Source organism: Frankia sp. CcI49 (assembly GCF_001983215.1).
GTDB classification, from domain to species: domain Bacteria; phylum Actinomycetota; class Actinomycetes; order Frankiales; family Frankiaceae; genus Parafrankia; species Parafrankia irregularis.
This window is the reverse complement of the sequence record NZ_MOWP01000005.1, coordinates 117,576-143,278: the sequence shown is the minus strand read 5'-3', so window position 1 is coordinate 143,278 and position 25,703 is coordinate 117,576. Positions and strand designations below refer to the sequence as shown.

At 73.8% G+C, this 25,703-nt stretch carries 3 protein-coding genes; all 3 read left to right on the top strand.

Annotated elements, in window-relative coordinates; all coding sequences use genetic code 11:
- The first annotated feature begins 1 nt into the window (after position 1).
- From CcI49_RS03865 to CcI49_RS03855, 3 genes are read left to right on the top strand one after another with little or no spacing between them, the layout of a single operon-like run.
- Positions 2-5,095: a non-ribosomal peptide synthetase gene (locus CcI49_RS03865; RefSeq protein WP_241839881.1), complete on the top strand. Its 5,094-nt coding sequence runs from the start codon at positions 2-4 to the stop codon at positions 5,093-5,095.
- Positions 5,092-21,546 carry a non-ribosomal peptide synthetase gene (locus CcI49_RS03860; RefSeq protein WP_131830999.1) on the top strand — a complete coding sequence of 5,485 codons (16,455 nt, stop codon included), beginning with the start codon at positions 5,092-5,094 and terminating at the stop codon, positions 21,544-21,546. The genes CcI49_RS03865 and CcI49_RS03860 overlap by 4 nt, the downstream gene beginning before the upstream one ends.
- Positions 21,543-25,679, top strand: coding sequence for a non-ribosomal peptide synthetase (locus tag CcI49_RS03855; RefSeq protein ID WP_158230706.1), 4,137 nt, complete (start codon positions 21,543-21,545; stop codon positions 25,677-25,679). Before CcI49_RS03860 ends, CcI49_RS03855 begins: the two co-directional genes overlap by 4 nt.
- The last annotated feature ends 24 nt before the right edge of the window (positions 25,680-25,703 follow it).

The window sequence follows — 25,703 nt, the reverse complement described above, 5'->3', positions numbered from 1 at the left end:
CGTGAGCACCGACGACAGCAGCACCGTTGACCCGGCCCGGATCGGCGATGTCAGCCAGATCCGTGGCGGCGGCCAGGCCAGCCAGAGCGGCCAGCGCCGCCAGGCCGGCCCCGGTGGTGGGGCCACGGACTCGGCCGCGGCGCGCCGTCGTGAACTGGCCCGGCGCAGGCTCGCCGCACAGGGCCTGGCCGGCGGCGGCCTCTCGGGCGGCGGTGCCGACAGCGGTGGTGCCGAAAACGGTGGTGCCGGCGGCGGTGTTGCCGGCAGCGGCCTCGCTGGCGGTGGTGGCGCCCCGGTGGCCCGACCGCTGTCGGCCGGCCAGCGCCGGATGTGGTCGCTGCAGAACCTGGATCCGACCACCACCGGCTACAACGTGCGGATCGCCCTGGACCTGACCGGACCGGTGCGCGCGGAGGCGATCGCCGCCGCGGCGTCGGCCGTCGTCGCCCGCCACGACATCCTGCGCACCACCTACCGGATGGGTGACGACGGCGCCGTGCGCCAGGTCGTCCACCCGCTGCTGGCGCCACTGGTCGAGCGGATCGACCTCACCGGCCTTCCGGCCGGCGAACGCGCCACCCGCGCCGGCGAGCTGTGCACGGCGCTCGCGGCGACCCCGTTTGACCTGGCGGCCGACTCACCGCTGCGGATCGGCCTTTACCGCACCGGTGCCGACGCCCTCACGCTGATCGTCGTCGCCCACCACATCGCCTGGGACGACAGCACCACGACGATCTTCTTCGGCGAGCTGGTCGCCTTCCTGCAGGACCCGGCCGCCGTGCTGCCGCCGCCACCGCAGTACGCCGACCTCGCGCTGGCGCCAGCGCCGTCGCCGCGGGCGGGCCTGGAGTTCTGGCGCGAAACGCTCACCCCGGCGCCGGAACGGCTCATCCTGCCGGAGCTCACCGGCACCGCCCGGGCCGCCGGCGGTACCGACCAGACGTTCGCGCTGGGCGCCGGGATGGCAGCCCGGGTCCGGGACAGCGCACGTGAGTCCGGGGCGACGTCCTTCATGGTGCTGCTCGCCGCGGTCGCGGTGCTGCTGCGCCGCTACGGCGGGGCGCGGGATCTGGTGATCGGCGTGCCCGTGGTCAACCGGGATCTGCCCGGAGGTGACCAGGTGATCGGCTACCTGGGCAACACCGTTCCGCTGCGGATGCGTGTCGAGGGCACCGAGACGTTCGCCGAGCTGGTCGCGCAGGCCCGGCAGGTCTGCCTCGCCTCCTACGCCCACCAGGACGTCGACCTCGACGACATCGGCCGCGCGGCGGACCCCGAGCGGACCCGCGGCGACGCCGCGCTGTTCAACGTCGTGCTCTCGCTGCGGGCCTCGGTGCTGGACCCGTTCCGCGCCGTCGGCCTGCGGGCGCACCGGCGCCCGGTGCCCGGCGACGACGCCCGCTTCGACCTGACCCTGGCGGTGGAGACCGACGGCGACGCGATGTCCGTCGAGGCGAACCATCCGCGGACCGACGCCGCGCGCGAGCTCGTCGCCCGAATGCTGGGCCACCTCGACCGGATCCTGGACGTGGCACTGACCTGGCCGGACCGGGCACTGCACACCGTGGACCTGCTCAGCGACGAGGAACGCCACCAGCTCCTCGTCGCCTGGAACAACACCGCGACCACCGCTCCCGCCGGCACCCCCGGCACCCCCGGCCATGGCGCTCCCGGCGAGGCCGTGCTGCTGCCGGCGCGCGTCGCGGCCCAGGCGGCGGCGACGCCGGACGCCCCGGCCGTGCTCGCGGACGGGGACCGGCTCAGCTACCGCGAGCTCGACCGCCGCGCGAACCAGCTGGCCAGACTGCTGGCCGGGCACGGCGCCGGCCCCGAGTCGACGGTCGCCCTCGGCCTGACGCGGACCACCGAGATGGTGATCGCCCTGCTCGCGGTCGCCAGAGCCGGCGCCTGTTACGTCCCGGTCGACCCGGGCTACCCCGCCGACCGGGTGCGCCGGATGCTCACCGACTCCCGCCCGGTGCTGCTGATCACCAGGTCCGCGGACGTCGGCACCCTCCCCGAGGTTCCCGGGCTGACGGCACTGCTCCTCGACGGCGAGGACACCCGAAGCCGGCTTGCCGGGCTGCCCGACCACGACGTCACCGACGCCGACCGGACGGCCCCGCTGCTGCCGGACCACCCCGCGTACGTGATCTACACCTCCGGGTCGACCGGCGTCCCCAAGGGGGTCGTCGTCGCGCACCGCGCACTGGCGAACCATCTGGACTGGGCCGTGCGGTGCTTCCCCGGGCTCGCCGGGCACACCCTCATGCACTCGTCGATCTCGTTCGACTTCTCCGTCACCCCGCTGCTGGCGACGTTGACCTGCGGCGGCGCGGTCGAGCTGTGCGAGGACTCGCCGGACGCCATCGCCCGCGCCCAGGGCGCCGCCACCTTCCTGAAGATCACACCGAGTCATCTCCCGCTGCTGCCCGAGGTCCGGTTCGCCACCGAGGGCCCGCGCACCCTGGTGATCGCCGGTGAGGAGCTGCGGGGCGAGGCGCTCGGGCAGTGGGCCCGGCCGGCGGACGAGCAGTTCGCCGTCATCAACGAGTACGGGCCGACCGAGACGACGGTCGGGGCCCTGCTGCACCCCGTCACGGACGGGCTGGCGGGTGCCGTGCCGGTCGGCGTGCCGGTGGACAACACCGTCGGCCATCTGCTGGACGAAGGGCTGCGGCTGGTGCCGGTCGGCGTGGCCGGCGAGCTCTATCTCGGCGGAAGCCAGCTCGCCCGCGGCTACCTCAACCGGCCGGGGCTGAGCGCCACCCGCTTCGTCGCCGACCCGTACGGCCCGCCCGGCGCGCGGCTCTACCGCACCGGCGACCTCATGCGGCGACTCCCCACCGGTGCGCTGCAGTTCCTCGGCCGGGCGGACGAGCAGATCAAGATCCGCGGCTACCGGGTCGAGCTCGGTGAGATCGAGTCCGTGCTGCTCGGCCACCCCGGGGTCGCCCAGGCCACCGTCGCGGCGCGTACCGACGGGCCGGGCGGCCGTTACCTGGCCGGGTACCTGGTGCCGGCGGACGGCGCGGAGCCCGACCCGGCCGGCCTGCGGGCACACGCCGCGGCGGTGCTGCCCGACCACATGGTGCCCGCGACACTGACGTTCCTGCCCGCGCTCCCGCTCTCGCCGTCAGGCAAGGTCGAYCGGCGCGCGCTGCCGGCGCCCCGCTTCGGCGCCGGCGCCGGCGCGGCGGACCCAGCGGACCCGGCGGGCGTGGCCGGCCCGGTGCCGGACCGGGAACCCGCCAACGCCGCGGAGGCGACCCTGGCCGGGCTGTTCGCCGAGATCGTCGGCGTGCCGTCGGCGCGGCTCGACGAGTCGTTCTTCGAGCTCGGCGGGGACAGCATCCTGGCGATCCGGCTGGTCAGCCGGGCCCGTGCGGCCGGCCTGCGGTTCACCCCCCGGGACGTTTTCGCGCACCGCACCGTCGAGGCCCTGGCCGCCGCGGCCACCGCCGTGCCGGACGGCGCAGGGTCAGGCGGTACCGGGGCGGGCAGTGCAGGCACGGGTGGCACGGGGGCGGGTGGTACGGGGGCGGGCGGCGTGGGGGTGGGCAGTGCCGCCGTCCCTGCGGGGGACACCACCGGGACCGGCCCGGTCGCGCTCACACCGATCATGCGGTCGTTCGCCGAACGCGGCCCGCTCGGCGACGCCCACCGGATGTCCGTCGTCGTCGATCTCCCGCAGCCACCGCCGGACGTCGTACTGGAGCAGGCGCTGCAGGCTCTCCTGGACCGGCACGACATGCTGCGGGCACAGCTGGACCGATCCGGCGACCCCGTCGAGCTGACGGTCCGCCCGGTCGGATCCGTGCGGGCGGCGGAGGTGCTGCGCCGGGTCACCGTCGACCCGGCCGCGGGCGACCGGGCGGCGGCTGACCGGGCGGTCGCGGACCGGACAGCCGCCGAGCTGGCCGTGGCCGCGTCCCGGCTCGCGCCGGCGCAGGGCCGCGTCCTGCAGGCGGTGCTGCTCGACGCGGGCCCGGCCGCCGCGGCGAAGCTGCTGCTCGTCGCCCACCACCTGGTGGTGGACGGGGTGTCCTGGCGGATCATCGTCCCCGACCTCGCCACCGCCGTGCAGGCCGCCGTGACGGGCGCGTCCGCCGACCTCCCTCCGGTGGCGACCTCCTTCCGGACCTGGGCCGCCGGGCTGACGAGGGCGGCCGCAGCCCGTACCGACGAGGCTGCGCGGTGGCACGAGGTGCTCGCGGGCCCGGATGCCCTGCTGGGCCGGCGTCACGCGGACCCGGCCCTCGACACCTGGTCGACCGTCCGAACGATCACCGTCCACGTCGACCCCGACGTCGCCGGGCCAGTGCTGACCTCGGTGCCGGCGGCGTTCTTCGCGGGCGTCGACGATGTGCTGCTCGCCGCGCTGGCACTGGCGCTGGCCTCCTGGACGGCCGGCCGCGGCGACGCGGCTGGCCGCGCGGCGGGGCGCAGCGCGCTGGTGCTGCTCGAAGGCCACGGACGCCAGGAGGAGGCCGTGGCGGGCAGCGACCTGTCCCGCACCGTCGGCTGGTTCACCAGCCAGCATCCGGTGCGCCTGGACACCACCGGCATCGACCTGGCCGACGCGCTGGCCGCCGGTCCGTCCGCCGGGGCGGTCCTGCGGCGGGTGAAGGAGCACCTGCGGTCCCTCCCGGACCACGGCATCGGCTACGGCCTGCTCCGTCACCTGCACCCGGGCACCGAGCCGGGCCTCGCCGCCCGTCCCGTCCCGCAGATCGGGTTCAACTACCTCGGGCGCTTCGAAGCGCCGAGTGCGCAGGGGTGGCGGGTCGACGCCGCCGGCCTCGACGCCGCCTACGGGGCGGACATGCCCCTGCCCGCCGGCCTGGTCGTCAACGCGGTCGCGGAGCAGACCGCCGCGGGCCCCCGGCTGAGGGCGCACTGGATGTACGCCGAGGGCATCTTCGACGCCACCGGCGTCACGGACCTCGCGCACCGGTGGCGTGACGCGCTGGAGGCGATCGCCCGGCACGCGGCCGGCGCGGACGCCGGCGGGCGCACACCTTCCGATCTCTCCCTGGTCTCGCTGAACCAGGACCAGCTCGACGCCCTTGAGGCGATGTGGAGGACGACGTGAGCACTGGTAACTCCGCGATCGAGGACATCCTGCCGCTGTCCCCGTTGCAGAAGGGCCTGGTGTTCCACTCGCTGCTCACCGACGACGGCACGCGTGCGGAGGGCCGCGATGCCGCCGCCCAGGCGGACGGCGGTGCCGGGGGCCGGGCCGACGGCGGTGCCCAGGGCGGTGTCGACGTCTATGTCGCCCAGCTTGTCGTCGACCTGGCGGGCCCGCTGGACGCGGCCCGACTGCGCCGCGCCGCGAACGCGCTGCTCGCCCGGCACTCGGCGCTGCGCAGCGGCTTCGTGCTGGAGGTCGGCCAACCGGTCCAGATCGTGCTGCGGACGGCGGAGATCCCCTGGTCCCAGGTCGACATCACCCGCGGTGAACAACAGGCCGCCGAGCTCGTGGCGGCCGACCGCCGGCGGCGGTTCGACCTGCGCCGGCCCCCGCTGCTGCGGGCGATGCTGCTGACCTTCGGCCCCGAGCGGCACAGGTTCGTCCTCACCAACCACCACGTCGTGATGGACGGCTGGTCGACGCCCCTGCTCATGCGCGACCTGTTCGCGCTGTACGCCGCCGACGGTTCGGCACCGGCGCTGCCCACCGCCCGGCCCTACCGCGACCACCTGGCCTGGCTCGCCGAGCAGGACGCCGCGGCGGCGCTCGACGCCTGGCGGGCGGCGCTGGACGGGGTCACCGAGCCGACCCACCTGGTACCCGCCGCCGCCGGCGAGCCGGCCGTGCTGCCCGAGGAGATCGTCGAGCTGCTGCCGACCGACCTGGCCGCGGCGCTCACCCGGACCGCCCGCGCCCTCGGGGTCACCCTCAACACGCTGTTCCAGCTGGCCTGGGGGATGTTGGTGGGGCGGTCGACCGGCCGGGACGACGTCGTCTTCGGCGCCACCGTGTCCGGACGACCGCCGGAGCTCGCCGGTGTCGAGTCCATGGTCGGGCTGTTCATCAACACGCTGCCGGTGCGGGTGCGCCTGCGGCCCGCCGAGACGATCGCGCAGCTCGCCACCCGGATCCAGCTCGAGCAGGCCGACCTGCTCGACCACCAGCACAGCGGGCTGGCCCAGATCCAGCAGGCCCTCGGCTTCGGCACCGGTGAGATCTTCGACAGCCTGCTGGTGTTCGAGTCCTTCCCGTTCGACGGCACGGCGATCGACGACGCGCTGGGCGCCGGCGGTCTGCGGGCGACGCGGGTCCAGCGCCCGATCTCCACCCACTATCCGCTGACGCTGATGGTGATGCCGACCGCCGGCGGTCTGGAGATCACCCTGAAGTACCTCCCGCGTGGGCTCGGTGGGGGAGAGCACCAGGTCCGGCAGCTGCTCGCCCGCCTGACCAGGGTGCTCACCGCGATCGTCGCCGCGCCCGACGCCGCGGTGGCGACCGTCGACGCGCTGTCGGCGGACGAGCTGGCCGGTGCGGCGCGCCGGGCTCTCGAAGCCGGCCCGCTTGACGTCGCCGACACCACGATCGCGGACCTGTTCGAGGCGGTGGTGGACCGCGACCCGGGCGCGGTGGCCGTCGAAAGCGGCGCACGGCGTGTCACCTACGGCGAGCTCGACGGGCGTGCGAACGCGCTGGCGCAGCGGCTCGTCGCGCTCGGCGCGGGGCCGGAGAAGCTGGTCGCGCTGCTGCTGCCCCGCGGGGTCGACCTGGTCGTCGGTGCGCTCGCCGCGCTCAAGACCGGTGCCGGCTATCTGCCCATCGATCCCGCCTACCCAACCGAGCGGATCGCCTTCACCCTGCGTGACGCCCAGCCGGTGGCCGTGCTCGCCGAAGCCGGCCACGAGCTGCCCGGCCACGAGCTGCCCGGCCAGGAGCCGCGGTGCCTCGCGCCCGACGACACGACGTCCACGGTGCGGCCTGTGCGGCCGGGCGGGCCAGGGCGGTCCGGGCAGGTCGCGTACGTCATCTACACGTCGGGATCCACCGGCGTGCCCAAGGGCGTCGTCGTCCCGAACCGGTCGGTCGTCGCGCTGTTCACCGCGGCGCGGGAGCTGTTCGACGTCGGCCCGGACGACGTGTGGACGCTGTTCCACTCGTTCGCGTTCGACTTCTCGGTCTGGGAGACCTGGGGGCCGCTGCTGTCCGGTGGCCGGCTCGTCGTTGTCCCGCACGACGTCGCGCGGTCCCCCGCCGACTTCCGGGAGCTGCTCGTCCGGCACCAGGTGACCGTGCTCAGCCAGACACCGTCGGCCTTCTACCAGCTTGCCGCCGCCGACGCCGAACACCCGGCGGGAACCGTACCCGGCGCGGACGGCGCCCCGGTGTCGGACGGCGGGCCGGTGTCGGACGGCGGGCCGGTGTCGACGCCGGGGCTGGCGTTGCGGACCGTGGTGTTCGGCGGGGAGGCCCTCGACCCGGCCCGGCTCGCCGGGTGGCACGCCCGCCACCCGCGGGGCCCGCGCCTGGTGAACATGTACGGGATCACCGAGACCACGGTGCACGTCACTCACCGCGAGCTGAACGCGGCGGCGTTCGGCTCGTCGTCCAGCGTGATTGGGGGCGGGCTGCCGGGCTTCACCGTGCACCTGCTCGACGGCGCGCTGCGCCCGGTGCCCGTCGGCACCGTCGGTGAGCTCTACCTCGGCGGCCCGCAGGTCAGCCGTGGCTACCTGGGCCTGGCGGCACTCACCTCGACCCGCTACGTCGCCGATCCGTTCGGTCGCACCGGGCAGCGCCTCTACCGCAGCGGGGACCTGGCCCGTTGGAGCGCCGACGGCGAGCTGGAATACCTCGGGCGCGCCGACGACCAGGTGAAGATCCGCGGCTTCCGGATCGAGCTGGCCGAGATCGAGTCCGCGCTGGCGGGTGCGCCGGGCGTCGCCGCCGCCGCGGTCACCGTGCGGACCGACCGCCCCGGCGGCGCCTACCTCGCCGGATACGTGGTCGGTGCCGGTTCCGCCGGTGGCGGTGCCGGCCGGGTCGACATCGCGCTGATCCGGAAGTATCTGGCCGGGCGGCTGCCCGAGCACATGATCCCGGCGGTGCTGGTAGCGATGGACGCGCTCCCGCTGACCGCCAACGGGAAGCTGGACCGCCGCGGACTGCCCGCGCCGGACCTCACCGCGGCCCAACCGGCCGGGCGGCTCGCCGCCGAGGGCACCGAGCGCGTACTCGCCGGCCTGTTCGCACAGGTCCTGGGCCGGGAGGCGGTCGGAGCGGACGACTCGTTCTTCGAGCTCGGCGGGGACAGCATCATGTCCATCCAGCTCGTCGCGCGGGCCCGCGCCGCCGGGCTGGCGATCAGCCCACGGCAGGTCTTCGAGCTGCGCAGCGTCGCCGAGCTCGCCGCCGCGGCGGACGCCGCCGCCATGGCGGTGGCTGATCCCGCCGGGGTGGGTGCGGCTGGCGCGGCCACGGCCGGATCCGGTACGGCGGCCGCCGCCGACCCGGCGCTCGAGGCCGTGTCGAGTGGGGCCGGCGAGCTGCCCCTCACTCCGATCATGCGGGCGTTCCTCGCCCGGGGCGGTCCCTTCGAACGGTTCTCCCAGGCGGTGCTGGTGGAGGCCCCGGCCGGAGCGGACCGCCCGCGCATCCGCCAGGCCGTGCAGATGCTGCTCGACCGGCACGACATGCTGCGGGCCACCTTGATCACCACCGACGTGCCTGCTCCCGGTTCCGCGGACGAGCCTGTGGAGCAACCCGTCCATCGGCTCTCGATGCGTCCGGTCGGGTCCGTCGATGCCGAGCAGGTGCTGCGGCGGGTGGACCTGCCGGCCGCGGGCGCGGCGGACCTGCTCCGCCGCGAGCACGCCGCCGCCGTCGCCAGGCTGGACCGCAGCGCCGGTGTGCTTGTGCAGGCGACCTGGTTCGACGCCGGCGCCGCCCGTCCCGGTGCGGTGCTGCTGACCTGCCATCACCTCGCGACCGACGGCTACTCCTGCCGGATCCTGGCCGAGGATCTCGAGACCGCCCTCGTCCCGACCACGGTCGCCGCCACCGCGGACGCGGAGCCTGGCGCGGAACGGTCGGAACGGTCGGAACTGCCCGCGACGGGGACGGCGTTCGCGGAATGGGCGGTACGGCTGGATCGGCTCGCCGCGGCGCGGATCCCCGAACTGCCGTTGTGGCGGGCGGTTCTCGCCGATCCGGAGCCGGCGCTCGGCGCTCGGCGGCTCGACCACCGCCGGGACACCCGGGCAACCGTGCGGACCGTCTCGCTGAGCGTCCCGGCGGAGGTCGCCGGTCCGGTGCTCGGCACGGTGCCAGGCGCGTTCCACGCCAGCACCGTTGATGTCCTGCTCGCCGCCCTCGGCGTCGCGATCGCCCGGTGGCGGGCCGCGCGTGGCGTGCCCGCGGCGGCGACCGTGGTCACGATCGAGGCGCATGGACGCGAGGAGCAGGTCCTGCCCGGGGCGGACATCTCCCGCACGGTCGGCTGGTTCACCACTCAGTACCCGGTGCGGCTCGACACCTCCGGACTCGACCTCACGGCGGCGCCGACCGGTGGGACGCCGACCAGTGGGGCGCCGGCCGGCGGTGTGGCGGCCGCCGCCATGGTCAAGCGGGTCAAGGAACACCTGCGCGCGATTCCGGACAACGGGATCGGCTACGGCCTGCTCCGTTTCGCCGGCGCGGACGCCGAGCTGGCCCGTCATCCCGAACCGCAGATCCTGTTCAACTACGTCGGGCGCGTCGACGCGAGACCGGTGGGCCCGGTGGGACCGACCGCATCGGTCGATCCGGTGGAACAGCTCGGATTCGCCGGGATCTCCTTCGGGGGCGTGGCACCCGCGGCCGACCCCGAGCTCCCCGCGGCGGCGGCGCTCGTGACGAACGTCGCGGCAAGCGACGGGGCGGACGGTCCCGAGCTCGCGCTGYGCCTGCAGTTTCCGGCCGGGCTGTTCACCGACGACGAGGTGACAGCACTCGCGGAGCGGTGGATCGAGACCCTCGCCGCCCTGGCCGACGAGGTGGTCAACCGGGGCGCGGGTGGGCGGACCCCGTCCGATCTGCCCCTCGTGCGCGCGACGCAGGCCGACGTCGAGCGCTGGGAGGCCCGCTATCCCGCGCTCGCCGACGTGCTGGGACTGTCGCCGCTGCAGGAGGGCCTGCTTTTCCACGCGCGTTTCGACGCCGGCGCGGTCGACTTCTACTCCGTCCAGCTCGTCGTCGACCTGCGCGGGCCGCTCGACCTGGCCCGGCTGCGCGCGGCGGCGCGCGAGCTGCTCGCGTTGCACCCCGTGCTGCGCACCGCCTTTCCCGACGAGGGGGACGACCCGGTGCAGGTCGTTCTCGGCGAGGTCGAGCCGCGGCTCACCGTGCTCGACCTCACCGGCCCCGACCCGGCTGGCCCCGACCCGGCTGGCCCCGCTCCCGCTGGCTCCGACCCGGCCAGCCGGCTGGAGGAGTTTCTCGCGCACGACCGGACGGCCGGATTCGACCTGGCCGAGCCGCCGCTGCTGCGGCTCACCCTCGTCCGGCTCGGCGCGCACGAGCACCGGCTGGTGGTCACCAACCATCATCTGGTCCTGGACGGATGGTCCACCCCGCTCGTCGTGCGTGACCTCTTCCAGATCTACAAGTCCGCCGGCTCGGGTTCCGGCTCGGGCTCGGGCGCCGGCCTCGGGCCCGGGAGCGGGCCCGCCCGCCCGCGCCCCTACCGGGACTTCCTCGCCTGGCTGCACCGGCGCGACCGCGAGGCCTCGCGCGCCGCGTGGGAGCAGGTGCTGGCCGGGGTCGACGAGCCGACCCTGCTCGCCGGCCCGGACCTGCGCGACCCCACCGTGTTCCCCGCCGAGGTGATCGACGTCATCCCGGCGGAGCTCGCCGCACGTCTTCGCGACGCCGCCCGGGCCTGCGGGGTCACGCTCAACACGCTGCTCAGCGCCGCCTGGGGCCTGGTGCTAGGCCGGATGTCCGGCCGCGACGACGTCGTGTTCGGCGTGACCGTCTCGGGCCGCCCACCGGAGATCACCGGTGTCGAGTCGATGGTGGGGCTGTTCATCAACACCATCCCGACCCGGGTGCACTGGTCGCCCGCGGACACCGTGCGCGCGCTGCTCGAACGCCTCCAGCAGGCGCAGACAACAGTCCTCGAGCACCAGTACCTGGGCCTCAACGAGGTTCAGCAGGTCACCGGGGTGCCGGCCGGGCGGCTGTTCGACACCCTCATGGTCTTCGAGACCTTCCCGCTCCAGACCGCGGACCTGCTCGACGCCGGGCGCAGCGGCGGGCTGACCGCCGAGGTCGGCTGGTCACGCGGCTACACGCACTACCCCCTCACCCTGATGCTGATGCCGGATGCGGACGTCATCCGCATCAAGCTCGAATACCGCACCGACGTGTTCACCGCCGACGCGGTGCACGCGACGATGCGCCGCATCCTGGACACGCTGACCTTCTTCGCGGGCCACCTCGACGCGCGGCTCGCGGCGGTGGATGTCCTCACCGCCGCCGAACGTCAGCTGCTGCTGGACGAATGGAGCGGCGGGGCCGCGGCGCGGCCTGAGCTGGGACCACGCCCGGCTTCCGGTGAGGATTCCCCGCTCGTGCCGAAGGCTGCCAACGATTCGCCTACCACTGGATTTCCGTCGGTTCTCGATGTGTGGGATGCGGTGGTGGCAAATGGTTCGGGTGAGGTGGCGGTGGTGTGTGACGGGGTTTCGTTGTCGTTTGGTGTGGTGGATGGTTTGGCGGGTCGTCTTGCGGGGGTGTTGCGGGTTCTTGGTGTGGGTGTGGAGTCGCGGGTGGGGGTGGTTTTGCCGCGGGGTGTGGATGTGGTGGTGGTGATGGTGGCGGTGTGGAAGGCGGGGGGTGTGTTCGTGCCGGTGGACGCCGGGGCTCCGGCGGGTCGGGTGAACGCGATCCTGGGCGAGGCGGGTGCGTCGGTGGTGGTTTCGGCATCGGCTCTGGTGGGCCGGTTGGGGGGTTTTGCGGGTCCGGTGGTGCTGGTGGATGAGCCGGGTTCGTGGCCGGTGGCCGGTTCGGAGCCTGGTGCTGGTTCTCGGGTGGGTGGGGATGCGGCGGCGTATGTGGTGTTTACGTCGGGGTCGTCGGGTCGGCCGAAGGGTGTGGTGGGGACGCATGCGGGGTTGGTGAATCTGGTGTTGGCGCATCGTGCCGCGGTGGTGGAGCGGGCCGTGCGGGCGGTGGGGGGTCGGCGTTTGCGGGTGTTGAATGTTCTTTCGTTTGCGTTTGATGGTTCGTTGGATCCGTTGGTGTGGATGTTGTCGGGGCATGCGATGCATGTTCTGTCGGATGGGTTGATGGGGGATTCGGCGGGGATTGTGCGGTTGGTTCGGGAGGTGCGGGTTGATTTTGTGGATGTGCCGCCTTCTTTGCTGGAGTTGCTGGTGGGGGATGGGCTTCTTGTGGGGGGTTGGGTGCCGTCGGTGGTGGCGACGGGTGCGGAGGCGGTGGGTTCGCGGTTGTGGGGGGTGCTGGGTGCTGCGGTGGGGGTGTGGGGTCTGAATTTCTATGGGCCGACGGAGTGCACGGTGGATGCGACGTGGACGGAGATTGATGCGGGTGTGGCGCCGCATATCGGCCGCCCGGTCGCGGGTGATCGTGTGTATGTGTTGGACGGTGCTTTGTTGCCGGTGCCGGTGGGTGTTCCCGGTGAGTTGTATGTGGGCGGTGCGGGGGTGGCCCGGGGGTACGCCGGGCGGTCGGGGGAGACGTCGTCGCGTTTCGTCGCCGATCCTTTCGGTTCGGGTGGGCGGTTGTATCGCACGGGTGATGTGGTGCGGTGGCGGGGCGATGGTGCGTTGGAGTATCTGGGCCGTGCCGACGACCAGGTGAAGATCCGTGGTTATCGGGTGGAGCCGGGTGAGGTCGAGGCTGCGCTCGGGGCGCTGGCCGGAGTGAGCCAGGCGGTTGTCGTCGCCCGGACCGATGGTGGGATCACCAGGCTGGTCGGGTATGTGACGGCGAGGGCCGGGGCGGTGGTGGATCCGGCGGTGCTGCGGGCCTCCGTCGCGGAACGGCTTCCGGAGTATCTGGTGCCGTCGGTGGTGCTGGTGTTGGAGGAGTTTCCGTCGACGCCGAACGGGAAGCTGGACCGCCGTGCCCTGCCCGTACCCACCTTCGCCGGTGGCGCGGCCGGCGGCGGGCGTACCCCGCGCACCGCCACGGAGCGAATGCTGGCGGCGCTGTTCGGTGAGCTGCTCGGTGTCGACGAGGTGGGGCTGGACGACTCGTTCTTCGCCCTCGGCGGGCACTCCCTGCTCGCCACCCGGCTCACCTCCCGCGTCCGGGCGGCGACAGGCCTGCCGGTGTCGATCCGCTCGATGTTCGACGCGCCCACCGTTGCCGCCCTCGCGGCCCACCTCGAAACCCTCGAGGCCACACCGGGACGTCCCGCGCTCGCGGCGTTTCACCGCCCGGCGGTGCTGCCGCTGTCCGCGGCGCAGCGCCGGCTGTGGTTCCTGTACCGGCTGGAAGGGCCGAGCAGCACGTACAACCTGCCGTTCGCCGCGCGCCTGACCGGCCCCCTCGACCTGACCGCGCTGCGCACGGCGGTCGCGGACGTCGTCGCCCGGCACGAGACGCTGCGCACCGTCTTCCCGGAGCGGGACGGTAGCCCCGTCCAGCAGGTTCTCGACGCGGCTGCCGTCGACGTGCCGTTCACGTTCGTCGAGGCGTCCGAGTGGACGTTCGACGAGCGGCTCCGCGACGTTCTGGAGGCACCGTTCCGGCTGGAGTCGGAGATTCCGCTGCGGGTCACCGTGCTGCGCCTGGGCGACAACGAGCATGTTCTCGCGCTGGTGCTGCACCACATCGCCGGTGACGAGGGATCCACCGGGCCGATGCTGCGTGACCTGGCGAGCGCCTACGCGGCGCGCCGCCGCGGCGCGGCCCCCGGCTGGGCGCCGCTGCCCGTCCAGTACGCCGACTACACGCTGTGGCAGCAGGACCTGCTCGGCGGGGCGGATCGACCGTCCGAGGCGGCCGAGCGCCAGCTCGCCCACTGGACGAGCGCCCTGGCCGGACTGCCCGAGGCGGTGGAGCTGCCGATCGACCGGCCGCGGCCCACCGTTCCCGGCGCCGGCGGCGGGCGGGTCCGTGCGCCGATCCCGGCGGCGACCATGGCGGCGCTGCGCCCGCTGCTGGCCGAGGCCGGCGCGAGCGAGCTGACGCTCGCCCACCTGGCGGTCGCCCTCACCCTGCACAAGCACGGCGCCGGTGACGACATCCCGCTCGGTGGCCTCGTCGCGGGCCGGGTCGATCCGGCGCTGGAGCCGCTCGTCGGCTTCTTCGTGAACACGGTCGTGGTCCGGATCGACCTCGCCGGGGATCCGACGCTGCGTGAGCTGCTCCTGCGCGTCCGGCGCGCCACGCTGGACGCCTACGCGCACGCCGACGTCCCCTTCGACACAGTGGTCGAGAGGGTGAACCCGCCCCGGGCGGCGGGCCGCCACCCCCTGGTGCAGACCCTCGTCGACTTCTGGAATCCCACCGAGGCGAATCCCGGGCTCGACGGCCTGGCCGTGACGTCGCTGGAATCCGCCGGAGCGGCCAACGCCAAGTTCGACCTCGGCTTCACCTTCACCCCGGACCCGAGCGGCGAGGGCCTGYTCGCCTCGTTGGAATACGACGCCGACCTGTTCGACACCGCGTCCGCCGAACGCCTCCTGACACGCCTGAACCTGGTGCTCGCCGCCTTCGCGCACAACCATGATCTGCGGTTGGCCGACGTCGATCTCCTCTCCACGGCCGAGCGGCGCATGCTGCTGGACGAATGGAGCGGAGCCGCGGATTCACCTGCCAAGAATGCTTCTCTCGCTGTTTCCGCCGCGCATCCAATGACTGGCTACCGGTCGGTTCTCGATGTGTGGGATGCGGTGGTCGCGGGGGGTTCCGGCGAGGCGGCGGTGGTGTGTGGGGCGACGTCGTTGTCGTTTGGTGTGGTGGATGGTTTGGCGGGTCGGTTGGCGGGGGTGCTGCGGGGTTTGGGTGTGGGTGTGGAGTCGCGGGTGGGGGTGGTTTTGCCGCGGGGTGTGGATGTGGTGGTGGTGATGGTGGCGGTGTGGAAGGCGGGGGGTGTGTTCGTGCCGGTGGATGCCGGTGCTCCGGCGGGTCGGGTGAACGCGATCCTGGGCGAGGCGGGTGTTTCGGTGGTGGTTTCGGTGTCGGGTCTGGTGGGCCGGCTTTTGGGTTTTTCGGGTCCGGTGGTGCTGGTGGACGATCAGGCTTCCTGGCCGGTTGATGATTCTGGTGTGGGTGCTGTTCCGAGGGTTTCTGTGGGTGGGGATGCGGCGGCGTATGTGGTGTTCACGTCGGGGTCGTCGGGTCGGCCGAAGGGTGTGGTGGGGACGCATGCGGGGTTGGTGAATCTGGTGTTGGCGCATCGTGCSGCGGTGGTGGAGCGGGCCGTGCGGGCGGTGGGGGGTCGGCGTTTGCGGGTGTTGAATGTTCTTTCGTTTGCGTTTGATGGTTCGTTGGATCCGCTGGTGTGGATGTTGTCGGGGCATGCGATGCATGTTCTGYCGGATGGGTTGATGGGGGATTCGGCGGGGATTGTGCGGTTGGTTCGGGGAGAGCGGGTTGATTTTGTGGATGTGCCGCCTTCTTTGCTGGAGTTGCTGGTGGGGGATGGGCTTCTTGCGGGTGCCTGGGTTCCGTCGGTGGTGGCGACGGGTGCGGAGGCGGTGGGTTCGCGGTTGTGGGGGGTGCTGGGTTCCGCGGTGGGGGTGTGGGGTCTGAATTTCTATGGTCCGACGGAGTGCACGGTGGATGCGACGTGGACGGAGATTGAGGCGGGTGTGGCGCCGCATATCGGCCGGCCGGTGGCGGGGGACAACGTCTACGTGCTCGACCGGGCGCTGCACCCCGTCCCGATAGGGGTCGTGGGCGAGCTTTATGTGGGTGGTACGGGGGTGGCCCGGGGATATGTGGGTCGGTCGGGTGAGACCTCGTCGCGTTTCGTGGCGGATCCGTTTGGTTCGGGTGGGCGGCTGTATCGCACGGGTGATGTGGTGCGGTGGCGGTCGGACGGCGGCCTGGAGTATCTGGGTCGTGCCGATGACCAGGTGAAGATTCGTGGTTATCGGGTGGAGCCGGGTGAGGTCGAGGCGGTGCTGGGTGGGCTGCCCGGGGTGAGCCAGGCCGTCGTGGTGGCGAGGACCGACGGTGGGATCACCCGGCTGGTCGGTTATGTGACCGGGCTGCCGGGCTGGGATCTGGATCCGGTCTCCCTGCGGGCCTCCGTCGCGGAGCGGTTGCCGGAGTATCTGGTGCCGTCGGTGGTGCTGGTGCTGGAGGCGTTCCCGTCGACGCCGAACGGGAAGCTGGACCGCCGCGCCCTGCCCGCACCCACCTTCGCCGGCGGTGCGGCCGGCGGCGGGCGCATCCCGCGGACGGCGGCCGAGCGCCTGGTCGCCGGTCTGTTCGGTGAGCTGCTCGGTGTCGCCGAGGTGGGGCTGGACGACTCGTTCTTCGCCCTCGGCGGGCACTCCCTGCTCGCCGCCCGGCTCATTTCCCGCCTCCGCTCGGCGGCCGGCGCCGAGATACCGGTCCGGACGGTGTTCGACAGCCCGACCGTCGCCGGTCTCGCCGCGGCCCTGGATGCCGGCCGGCTCTCGGCAGGCCGGCCACCTCTGCTGCGCCGTGCCCGGCCCGCCCAACTCGCCGGGGACGGGGAGCCCGAGCGCCTGCCGCTGTCGGCGGCGCAGCAGCGGCTGTGGTTCCTGGACCGGCTCGAAGGACCGTCCGCCACCTACACGATCCCGTTCGTCGCCCGGCTGCGCGGAGCGCTCGACATCGAGGCCCTCACCGCCGCGATCGACGACGTCGTGTCCAGGCACGAGACCCTGCGCACCGTCTTTCCCGACGAGGCCGGCACGCCCTACCAGCGGATCCTGGCCGACACCCGGGCCGCGGTGACCGTTGTCGACACGGCGCCCGGGACGCTGGCCCGGCTGGTGGCCGAGGCCGTCGGCAGGCCGTTCCACCTGGAGACCGAGCCCCCGCTGCGGCTGCACCTGTTCCGCCTCGCGCCCGACCATCATGTGCTCGCCCTGGTGCTGCACCACATCGCCGGCGACGAATGGTCCACCGACCCGCTGCTCCGCGACCTCGGCACCGCCTACGCGGCCCGGGCGGCGGGCGACACCCCGCAGTGGGCGCCGCTGCCCGTCCAGTACGCCGACTACACGCTGTGGCAGCGTGACCTGCTCGGCGACGCCGCCGACCCTGACAGCATCCTCGCCGGGCAGCTGGCCTACTGGACGGACACCCTCGCCGACCTGCCCGACGAGATCGGGCTACCGGTCGACCGCCCGCGCCGCGCGCAGGAGACGTCCCACCGGGGCGGCGTGACGCGGTTCGGGGTGCCGGAGCGGGTCGTGGCGGACCTGCGGGCGCTGGGCCGGGACACCGGTGCCACCGAGTTCATGACCGCGACCACCGCGGTGGCCGTGCTGCTGCACAAGCTCGGTGCGGGCCGGGACATCCCGCTGGGCGCGCTGTCCGCCGGCCGCTCCGACGAGGCGCTGCAGGACCTGGTCGGCTTCTTCGTCAACACGGTCGTGCTGCGGACCCGGCTCGACGGCGACCCGACCCTGCGTGACCTGCTGCTCGGCGTGCGGGAGACGGCCCTGGGGGCCTACGCGCACGCCGACGCGCCCTTCGACCGGGTCGTGGACGCGGTCAACCCGGCGCGGGCCGCCGGGCGGCATCCGCTGTTCCAGGTCATGGTCGACTTCCGGGTCGCCGGCGGCGCGGCCACCGGGCTGCCCGGGCTCGACGTCACGCCGCTGACCGACAGCGGCCCCGGCGACGACCCCAGCGGCGACCACGCGGGCGACCAGGCCGCCGGCGCCAAGTTCGACCTGGCGTTCTCCTTCACCCCGACGCTCGACGGCGGCTACGACGCGGCGGTCGAGTACGACGCGGACCTGTTCGACGCCGCCACCGTCGAGCTGCTGGCCGAACGCCTGACGCGGATCCTGCGCACGCTCGGCGCCGCACCGGGAACGATGCTGTCCGGCCTCGACATCCTCGACGGCGCCGAGCGCCACCGGCTGCTCGTCGAGTGGAACGACACCGCCGCGCCGCTGTGCGACGACACGGTGCCCGGCCTGTTCGCGGCGCAGGCCGCGCGCACCCCGGACGCACCGGCCGTCATCGACGGCACCCACCGGCTCACCTACGCGCAGCTGGACCGGCGCGTCGACGCCGTCGCCACCGCGCTGACGGCCCGCGGGGTCGGCACCGAGGACGTCGTCGGCGTCCACCTCGACAGGTCGGTCGACCTCGTCGCGGCCCTGCTCGCCATCCAGAGGATCGGCGCGGCGTTCGTCCCGCTGGAACCGGCGTGGCCCACCCGGCGGATCGCCGACATCCACCGCAGCGCCCGGCTGCGCGCCGTCGTCAGCGCCACCGGAACGGGGCTGCCCGACGCCGACGAACTGGACGTCCCCGTCCTGCTCGTCGGTGACCTGCCGCCGGCGCCGGCACCGGTGCCCGTCGCGCCGCTGGACCCGGACGGACTCGCCTACGTCATCTACACCTCGGGCTCCACCGGCACCCCGAAGGGGGCGATGATCTGCCATCGGGCCATCGCCGCCCGGCTGCTGTGGCAACGCGAGCTGCTCGGCTTCGGCCCCGGTGACGCGGCGCTGTTCAAGGCACCGCTCGGCTTCGACATCTCCGTCAACGAGGTCCTCCTGCCGCTCGTCACCGGCGCCGCGGTGGTGATCGCCCGACCCGGCGGCGAGCGGGACGTCGACTACCTGCTCGACACGATCGTCCGGCACCGGGTGACGTTCACCTACCTGGTCGCCTCCATGCTCGACATGCTGCTGGCCCTGCCCGGCATCGACGCCGCCGCCGGCACCCTACGCCATGTGTGGTGCGGCGGCGAGGCCCTCACCCCCGAGCTGTTCGCGCGGTTCCGGGCCCGCCTCGACGCGGTCATGTACCACGGGTACGGCCCGGCCGAGGCGACGATCGGCGTCAGCCACGACATCTACCGCGGCGGCGCCGCCCGCGACGCGCTGAGCATCGGCCGGCCCAACCCCAACACCCGCCTGTACGTCCTCGACGAGGCGCTCAGTCCGGTGCCGGTCGGGGTCGCCGGTGAGCTGTACGCCGGCGGCCTGCCGCTCGGCCGCGGGTACGTCGGCGATCCCCGCCAGACCGCGGCACGCTTCGTGGCCGACCCCTGGACGCCCGGTGCCCGCCTCTACCGCACCGGCGACCTCGCCCGTTGGGCCCCCGACGGCACCCTGGAGTTCATCGGGCGGGCGGACCACCAGGTGAAGATCCGCGGGATGCGGGTCGAGCCGCAGGAGATCGAGGCGGTGCTCGGGGAGCACGAGGACGTCCGTCAGGCCGTGGTCGTCACGCACCGCACCGCCGGCGGGGCCACCCTGCTGGTCGGCTACGTCACCGGCCACACCGGTTATGCCGATCGCACCGACGAGACCAGCGAGACCGGCCATGCCGATCACACCGGCGCCGAGCACGGGCAGCCGGCGGACGGTGACGCGCTGCGCGCCTGGCTGGGCGGCCTGCTGCCCGACCACATGGTGCCCACGGTCATCCAGTGGCTGGACGCCATCCCGCTGACACCCGCCGGCAAGGTCGACCGGCGCGCGCTGCCGGCGCCGGACCTGCGCGGCACCGGCCGGGCGGCCGGCTCGGCGACGGAGGAGCTGCTCGCCGAGCTGATCGCGGGACTGCTCGGGGTGGCGCAGGTCGGTCCCGACGACTCCTTCTTCGCCCTCGGCGGAGACAGCATCGTCTCCATCCAGCTGGTCGCCCGGGCTCGGGCGGCCCGGCTGCGGATCACCCCGGCGGACGTCTTCACCCACCGCACGGTCGCCGAGCTGGCGGCGGTCGCCGACGCGCGGGCCGCCCAGGCCGCGCGGGGCGACGGCGAGCCGGCCGCCCGCCAGCACGCCGCCGTCGGCGCCGTGCCGCTCACCCCGATCATGCGCGAGATCCTCGACCGGGACGGTGGCCCGCGACCGCGGTTCGCCCAGGCCGCGGTGCTCACCGTGCCGGCCGGCCTCGACCTCGCCGCGCTGCGCGCCGCGGTCGACGTGCTGTGCCGCGAGCACGACATGCTGCGTGCCGTCGCCGGCAGGGACGCCGACGGCGGCTGGACGCTTACCGTTCCGCCGGTGGGCGCGGCCGTGGCCGCGTCGGGTGCTCCCGTGGTGTGCCGGGTCGACGACGCCGCCGCCGCCGACGCCGCCGCCGCCGACGCCGCCGCCGACGCCGCCGCCGACGCCGCCGAGGCTGCCGACGCGGCCGCGCCGGGCACCGGGGTGTGGGGCCTGCCCGCGGCCGCCGCGCTGGTCCGCGCCGAGACCGGCGCGGCGGCGGACCGGCTCGACCCGGCCGCCGGCCGGATGATCCAGGCGGTGTGGTTCGACGCGGGGGCCGCGCCGGGACGGCTCTCGATCGTCATCCACCACCTGGCCGTCGACGGTGTCTCCTGGCGGATCCTCATCCCGGACCTGGCCGCCGCCTACCAGGCCGTGGCCGCCGGCCGGCAGCCGGATCTCGGCCCGCCCGCCACCTCGTTCCGGCACTGGGCGCTCGGCCTGACCGAGGCGGCCCGCCAGCCCGTGCGGCTCGCCGAACTGCCGCTGTGGCGGGAGATGGGCGCCGGCGACGAGCCGCCGCTGGGGACGCGGCCCCTGGACCCGGCCCGCGACCTGGCCGCGACGGTGCGCACCGCGCGGTGCGAGCTGGGCGTGCCGGTCTCCCGGGCGCTGCTGACCGACGTCCCGGAGGCCTTCTTCGCCCGGGTCGACGACGTCCTGCTCGCCGGGCTGGGACTGGCTGTCGGCGCCTGGAACCGGGAACGTGGCCGGGCCGCGGCGGACGTCCGGGTGCTGCTGGAGGGCCACGGGCGCGAGGAGCCGGTGGTGCCGGGCAGCGACCTGTCGCGCACCGTCGGCTGGTTCACCACGCGGTACCCGGTGAAACTGGCCGTCGGCGGCGTCGACCTGGACGACGCGCTGGCCGGCGGTCCGGCGGCGGGCGACCTGGTCAAGGCCGCGAAGGAACGCCTGCGCGCGATCGCGGACCACGGCCTGGGGCATGGGCTGCTGCGCGTCCTCAACCCGCGGACCGCGCCGCAGCTGGCACGGGCCCCCGAACCGCAGATTGTCTTCAACTACCTGGGCCGGTACGACGGCACCGCGGCCGGCGGCACCGCGGCCGGCGGTCCGTGGACGCAGTCGGCCGAGTTCGCCGACCTGGCCGGAGTCGAGGACCCCTCGGCCGTCGCCGCGGCCCCGCTGGAGATCACCGCGCTCACCGAGGACACCGCGGACGGCCCCCTGCTGCGGGCGACCTTCGCCGCACCCGGCGGGCTGTTCACCGCGGTCGAGCTCGACGCCCTCGCCGCCGCCTGGCAGGACGCCCTCACCGCGCTCGCCACCCATGTCGCCCGCGGGGCCGGCGGCGGCCACACCCCGTCGGACATGGCCCTGGTGGCGCTGGACCAGAGCACGCTCGACGCCTTCGAGGAGAGGTGGCGTACCCCGTGAGCCGCTCGAACATCGAGGAGGTTCTCCCCCTCGCGCCGCTACAGGAAGGCCTCTTCTTCCACGCGCTGGCCGAGACGGACGCCGCCTACACGGTGCAGACCATCCTGGACCTGGTCGGGGATCTCGACGAGGCCCGCCTGCACGCCGCCGCGCAGGCGCTGGTCGAGCGGCACGCCAACCTGCGGACGGCCTTCATCACCGCCCCCACCGGAGCGGTGCAGGTGGTGCTGCGCACCGTCACCGTCCCCTGGTCCACTGCCGACGTGACCAGCGCACCGGCGGCCGTGCCCGCGGCGGAGGCCGCGGCGGGCGGTTCCGCGGAACCGCGGGCGCAGCTGCTGGTGGACGCCGAACGGGACCGCCCGTTCGTGATGGACGCACCCCCGCTGATCCGTTTCCTGCTGATCCGGACCGGGCCACACCGGCACCGGCTGGTCATCACCTCGCACCACATCCTCCTGGACGGATGGTCGGGCCCCCTGCTGCTGCGGGACCTGTTCGACCTCTACGCCGGGACGCGCAGCGCACCACCGCGGCCCTACCGGGAGTACCTGGCCTGGCTGGCCGGCAGGGACAAGGACGACTCCCTCGCGGTCTGGCGAGAGGCCCTCGACGGGCTGACCGAGCCGACCCTGCTCACCGCCACCGCCACCGCCACCGCCACCGGCACTGTGGACGGCGCGGGCGGGCCGGCGCCGTCGGCCGTCGCCGCTACGCCGGTCCGCCTGGCGGTGCCGCTCGACCCGGACACCCGCCGGCGGCTCGTCGAGCTCGGTCGCGATCGGGGCGTCACCCTGAGCACGGTCCTGCAGGCGGCCTGGGCGATCACCCTGAGCCGCGCCGTCGGCCGGCAGGATGTCGTCTTCGGCGCCACCGTCTCGGGCCGCCCACCGGAGATCACCGGTGTCGAGTCGATGGTGGGGCTGTTCATCAACACCGTCCCCGTCCGGGTCGCGCTGCGGCCGGGGGAGACGGTGAGCGGGCTGCTGGCCCGCCTGCACCGGGCGCAGACGGCGACCCTCGACCACCACTACCTGTCCCTGGCCGAGGTGCAGGCGGTCGCCGGGCTCGGAGCGCTGTTCGACACCCTCCTGGTGGTCGAGTCGTATCCCGTCGACGAGGCCGAGATCGGCCGGGTGCGGGCGGCGATCGGCCTCGACGTGGCCGCGGTCCGCACCGAGGACGCCACCCACTACCCACTCACCCTCGTCGCCGAGACCGCCGACGGCCCGGTCCTCGAACTGGAACACCGCCCCGAACTGCTGCCCTCGCGGAAGGCCGACGAGGTGGCGCGCACGCTCGCCGCTGTCCTCGCCGCCATGACCGTGGCCCCGGCACGCACCCCGATCGCCCGTCTGGCCGTGCCGGCACCGCCGTGTTTCCCGGCCGAGGTCACCATCACCGAAAACGGGCCGGGCAAGGCCGTCGATGCCTCGTCGAATACCCCGGTGAATCTCCTCGATGTGTGGGATGCGGTGGTGGCGGGGGGTTCGGGTGAGGTGGCGGTGGTGTGTGGGGGGAGGTCGTTGTCGTTTGGTGTGGTGGATGGTTTGGCGGGTCGGTTGGCGGGGGTGTTGCGGGTTCTTGGTGTGGGTGTGGAGTCGCGGGTGGGGGTGGTTTTGCCGCGGGGTGTGGATGTGGTGGTGGTGATGGTGGCGGTGTGGAAGGCGGGGGGTGTGTTCGTGCCGGTGGATGCCGGTGCTCCGGCGGGTCGGGTGAACGCGATCCTGGGCGAGGCGGGTGCGTCGGTGGTGGTTTCGGCGTCGGCTCTGGTGGGCCGGTTGGGGGGTTTTGCGGGTCCGGTGGTGTTGGTGGATGAGCCGGCTTCGTGGCCGGTTGTTCCCACGGATCCGGGTTCCTTCTCCGGTTCTCGGGTGGGTGGGGATGCGGCGGCGTATGTGGTGTTCACGTCGGGGTCGTCGGGTCGGCCGAAGGGTGTGGTGGGGACGCATGCGGGGTTGGTGAATCTGGTGTTGGCGCATCGTGCCGCGGTGGTGGAGCGGGCCGTGCGGGCGGTGGGGGGTCGGCGTTTGCGGGTGTTGAATGTTCTTTCGTTTGCGTTTGATGGTTCGTTGGATCCGTTGGTGTGGATGTTGTCGGGGCATGCGATGCATGTTCTGTCGGATGGGTTGATGGGGGATTCGGCGGGGATTGTGCGGTTGGTTCGGGGAGAGCGGGTTGATTTTGTGGATGTGCCGCCTTCCTTGCTGGAGTTGCTGGTGGGGGATGGGCTTCTTGCGGGGAGGTGGGTTCCGTCGGTGGTGGCGACGGGTGCGGAGGCGGTGGGTTCGCGGTTGTGGGGGGTGCTGGGTTCCGCGGAGCGGACGTGGGGTCTGAATTTCTATGGGCCGACGGAGTGCACGGTGGATGCGACGTGGACGGAGATTGAGGCGGGTGTCTCCCCGCATATCGGCCGGCCGGTCGCGGGTGACAACGTATACGCGCTCGATGGTGCGCTTCTGCCGGTGCCGGTGGGTGTTCCCGGTGAGCTTTATGTGGGTGGTGCGGGCGTCACCCGGGGGTATGTGGGTCGACCGGGTGAGACGTCGTCGCGTTTCGTGGCGGATCCGTTTGGTTCGGGCGGGCGGCTCTATCGCACGGGTGATGTGGTGCGGTGGCGGTCGGACGGCAACCTGGAGTACCTGGGTCGTGCCGATGACCAGGTGAAGATCCGTGGTTATCGGGTGGAGCCCGGTGAGGTCGAGGCTGCGCTCGGTGGGCTGCCCGGGGTGAGCCAGGCGGTTGTCGTCGCTCGGAGCGATGGTGGGATCACCCGGCTGGTCGGGTATGTGACCGGGCGGCCGGGCTGGAATCTGGAGCCGGTCTCCCTGCGGGCGGCGGTGGCGGAGCGGTTGCCGGAGTATCTGGTGCCGTCGGTGGTGCTGGTGCTCGATGAGTTCCCGTCGACGCCGAACGGGAAGCTCGACCGCCGTGCCCTGCCCGCACCCACCTTCGCATCGGACGTCTCCCGACCACCGTCGACCGTCACCGAGAAGGCGCTGTGCGCGCTTTTCGCCGAGCTGCTGGGCCTGCCCGCGGTCGGGGCGGACGACTCCTTCTTCGCACTCGGCGGGCATTCGCTGCTCGCCGCCCGCCTCGCCGTGCGGATCCGCCGTGAGCTCGAGGTCGACGTGGCGCTGAGTGTCGTCCTGCGGGAACCGACCCCGGCCGGGCTCGCTGCCTGGCTGGACGGGGCGGTTGGGGCCGGAGCCGCCGCCAGCGCCGGGGCCGCCCTCGGGGCAGGTGCGGCCCCGGCGGCCCACGACGCGCTCGACCTGCTGCTCCGGCTGCAGCGTGCGCGCCGCCAGCCGGCCGCGGCCATGGTGCCGCCGCTGTTCTGCGTGCATCCCGGACTCGGGCTGAGCTGGGCGTACACCGGGCTGTTGGGGCACGTCGGCGCAGAGCGCGCCGTCTACGGGCTGCAGGCGACCGGGTTCGACGGCGCTGGGCGGCCCGCGGTCGGCGAGATCGCCGCGCGCTACGCCGACGCCGTGGTCGCGGCGGAGCCGGTCGGGCCGATCCACCTGCTGGGCTGGTCGCTGGGCGCGGTGCTGGCCCACGCACTCGCCGGCGAACTGGAGCGGCGCGGCCGGGAGGTCCCGCTGATCGTGATGCTGGACGGCTACCCGCAGGCCGCCGGCAGCCAGACCGGGCCCGCGGTCGGTCCGCCGCCGAGCGCCGCTGATCCGAGTATCGCCGAGCAGGCCGGTGACGGCGTCGCGCTGGCGCGTTTCCTGCACACCCTGCTGCAACGGGCCGGGTACCCCGTCGGCGGGCTCGACCCGGACGGCCTCACCCCGGCAGCCGCGCACGCCATCGCCGGGCAGACCGACGGACCGCTGCGCGGTGTCGGCGAAGGGCGTCTCGCCGCGCTCGCGCGCAGCCTGCTGGCCGTGGCGAACGTCGATCTGAGCGCCGCGCCGGGGCGGTACCGCGGCCGGGTGGAGTTCAWCCGCGCCCGGCCGGAGCCCACCGAACCAGGCGAGCCCGAGGCTGATCCCGAGGCCTGGGCGCCGTATGTCGCCGGCGGGCTGCGCATCCATCCCGTGGACGTCGTCCACGAGGAGCTCATGTCTCCGACGGCGCTCGCCGTCGTCGGCCCGCTCGTCGCGGCCGCGCTGCGGCCGCGGTGACCCACAACAACCCCCGCCGCGTGG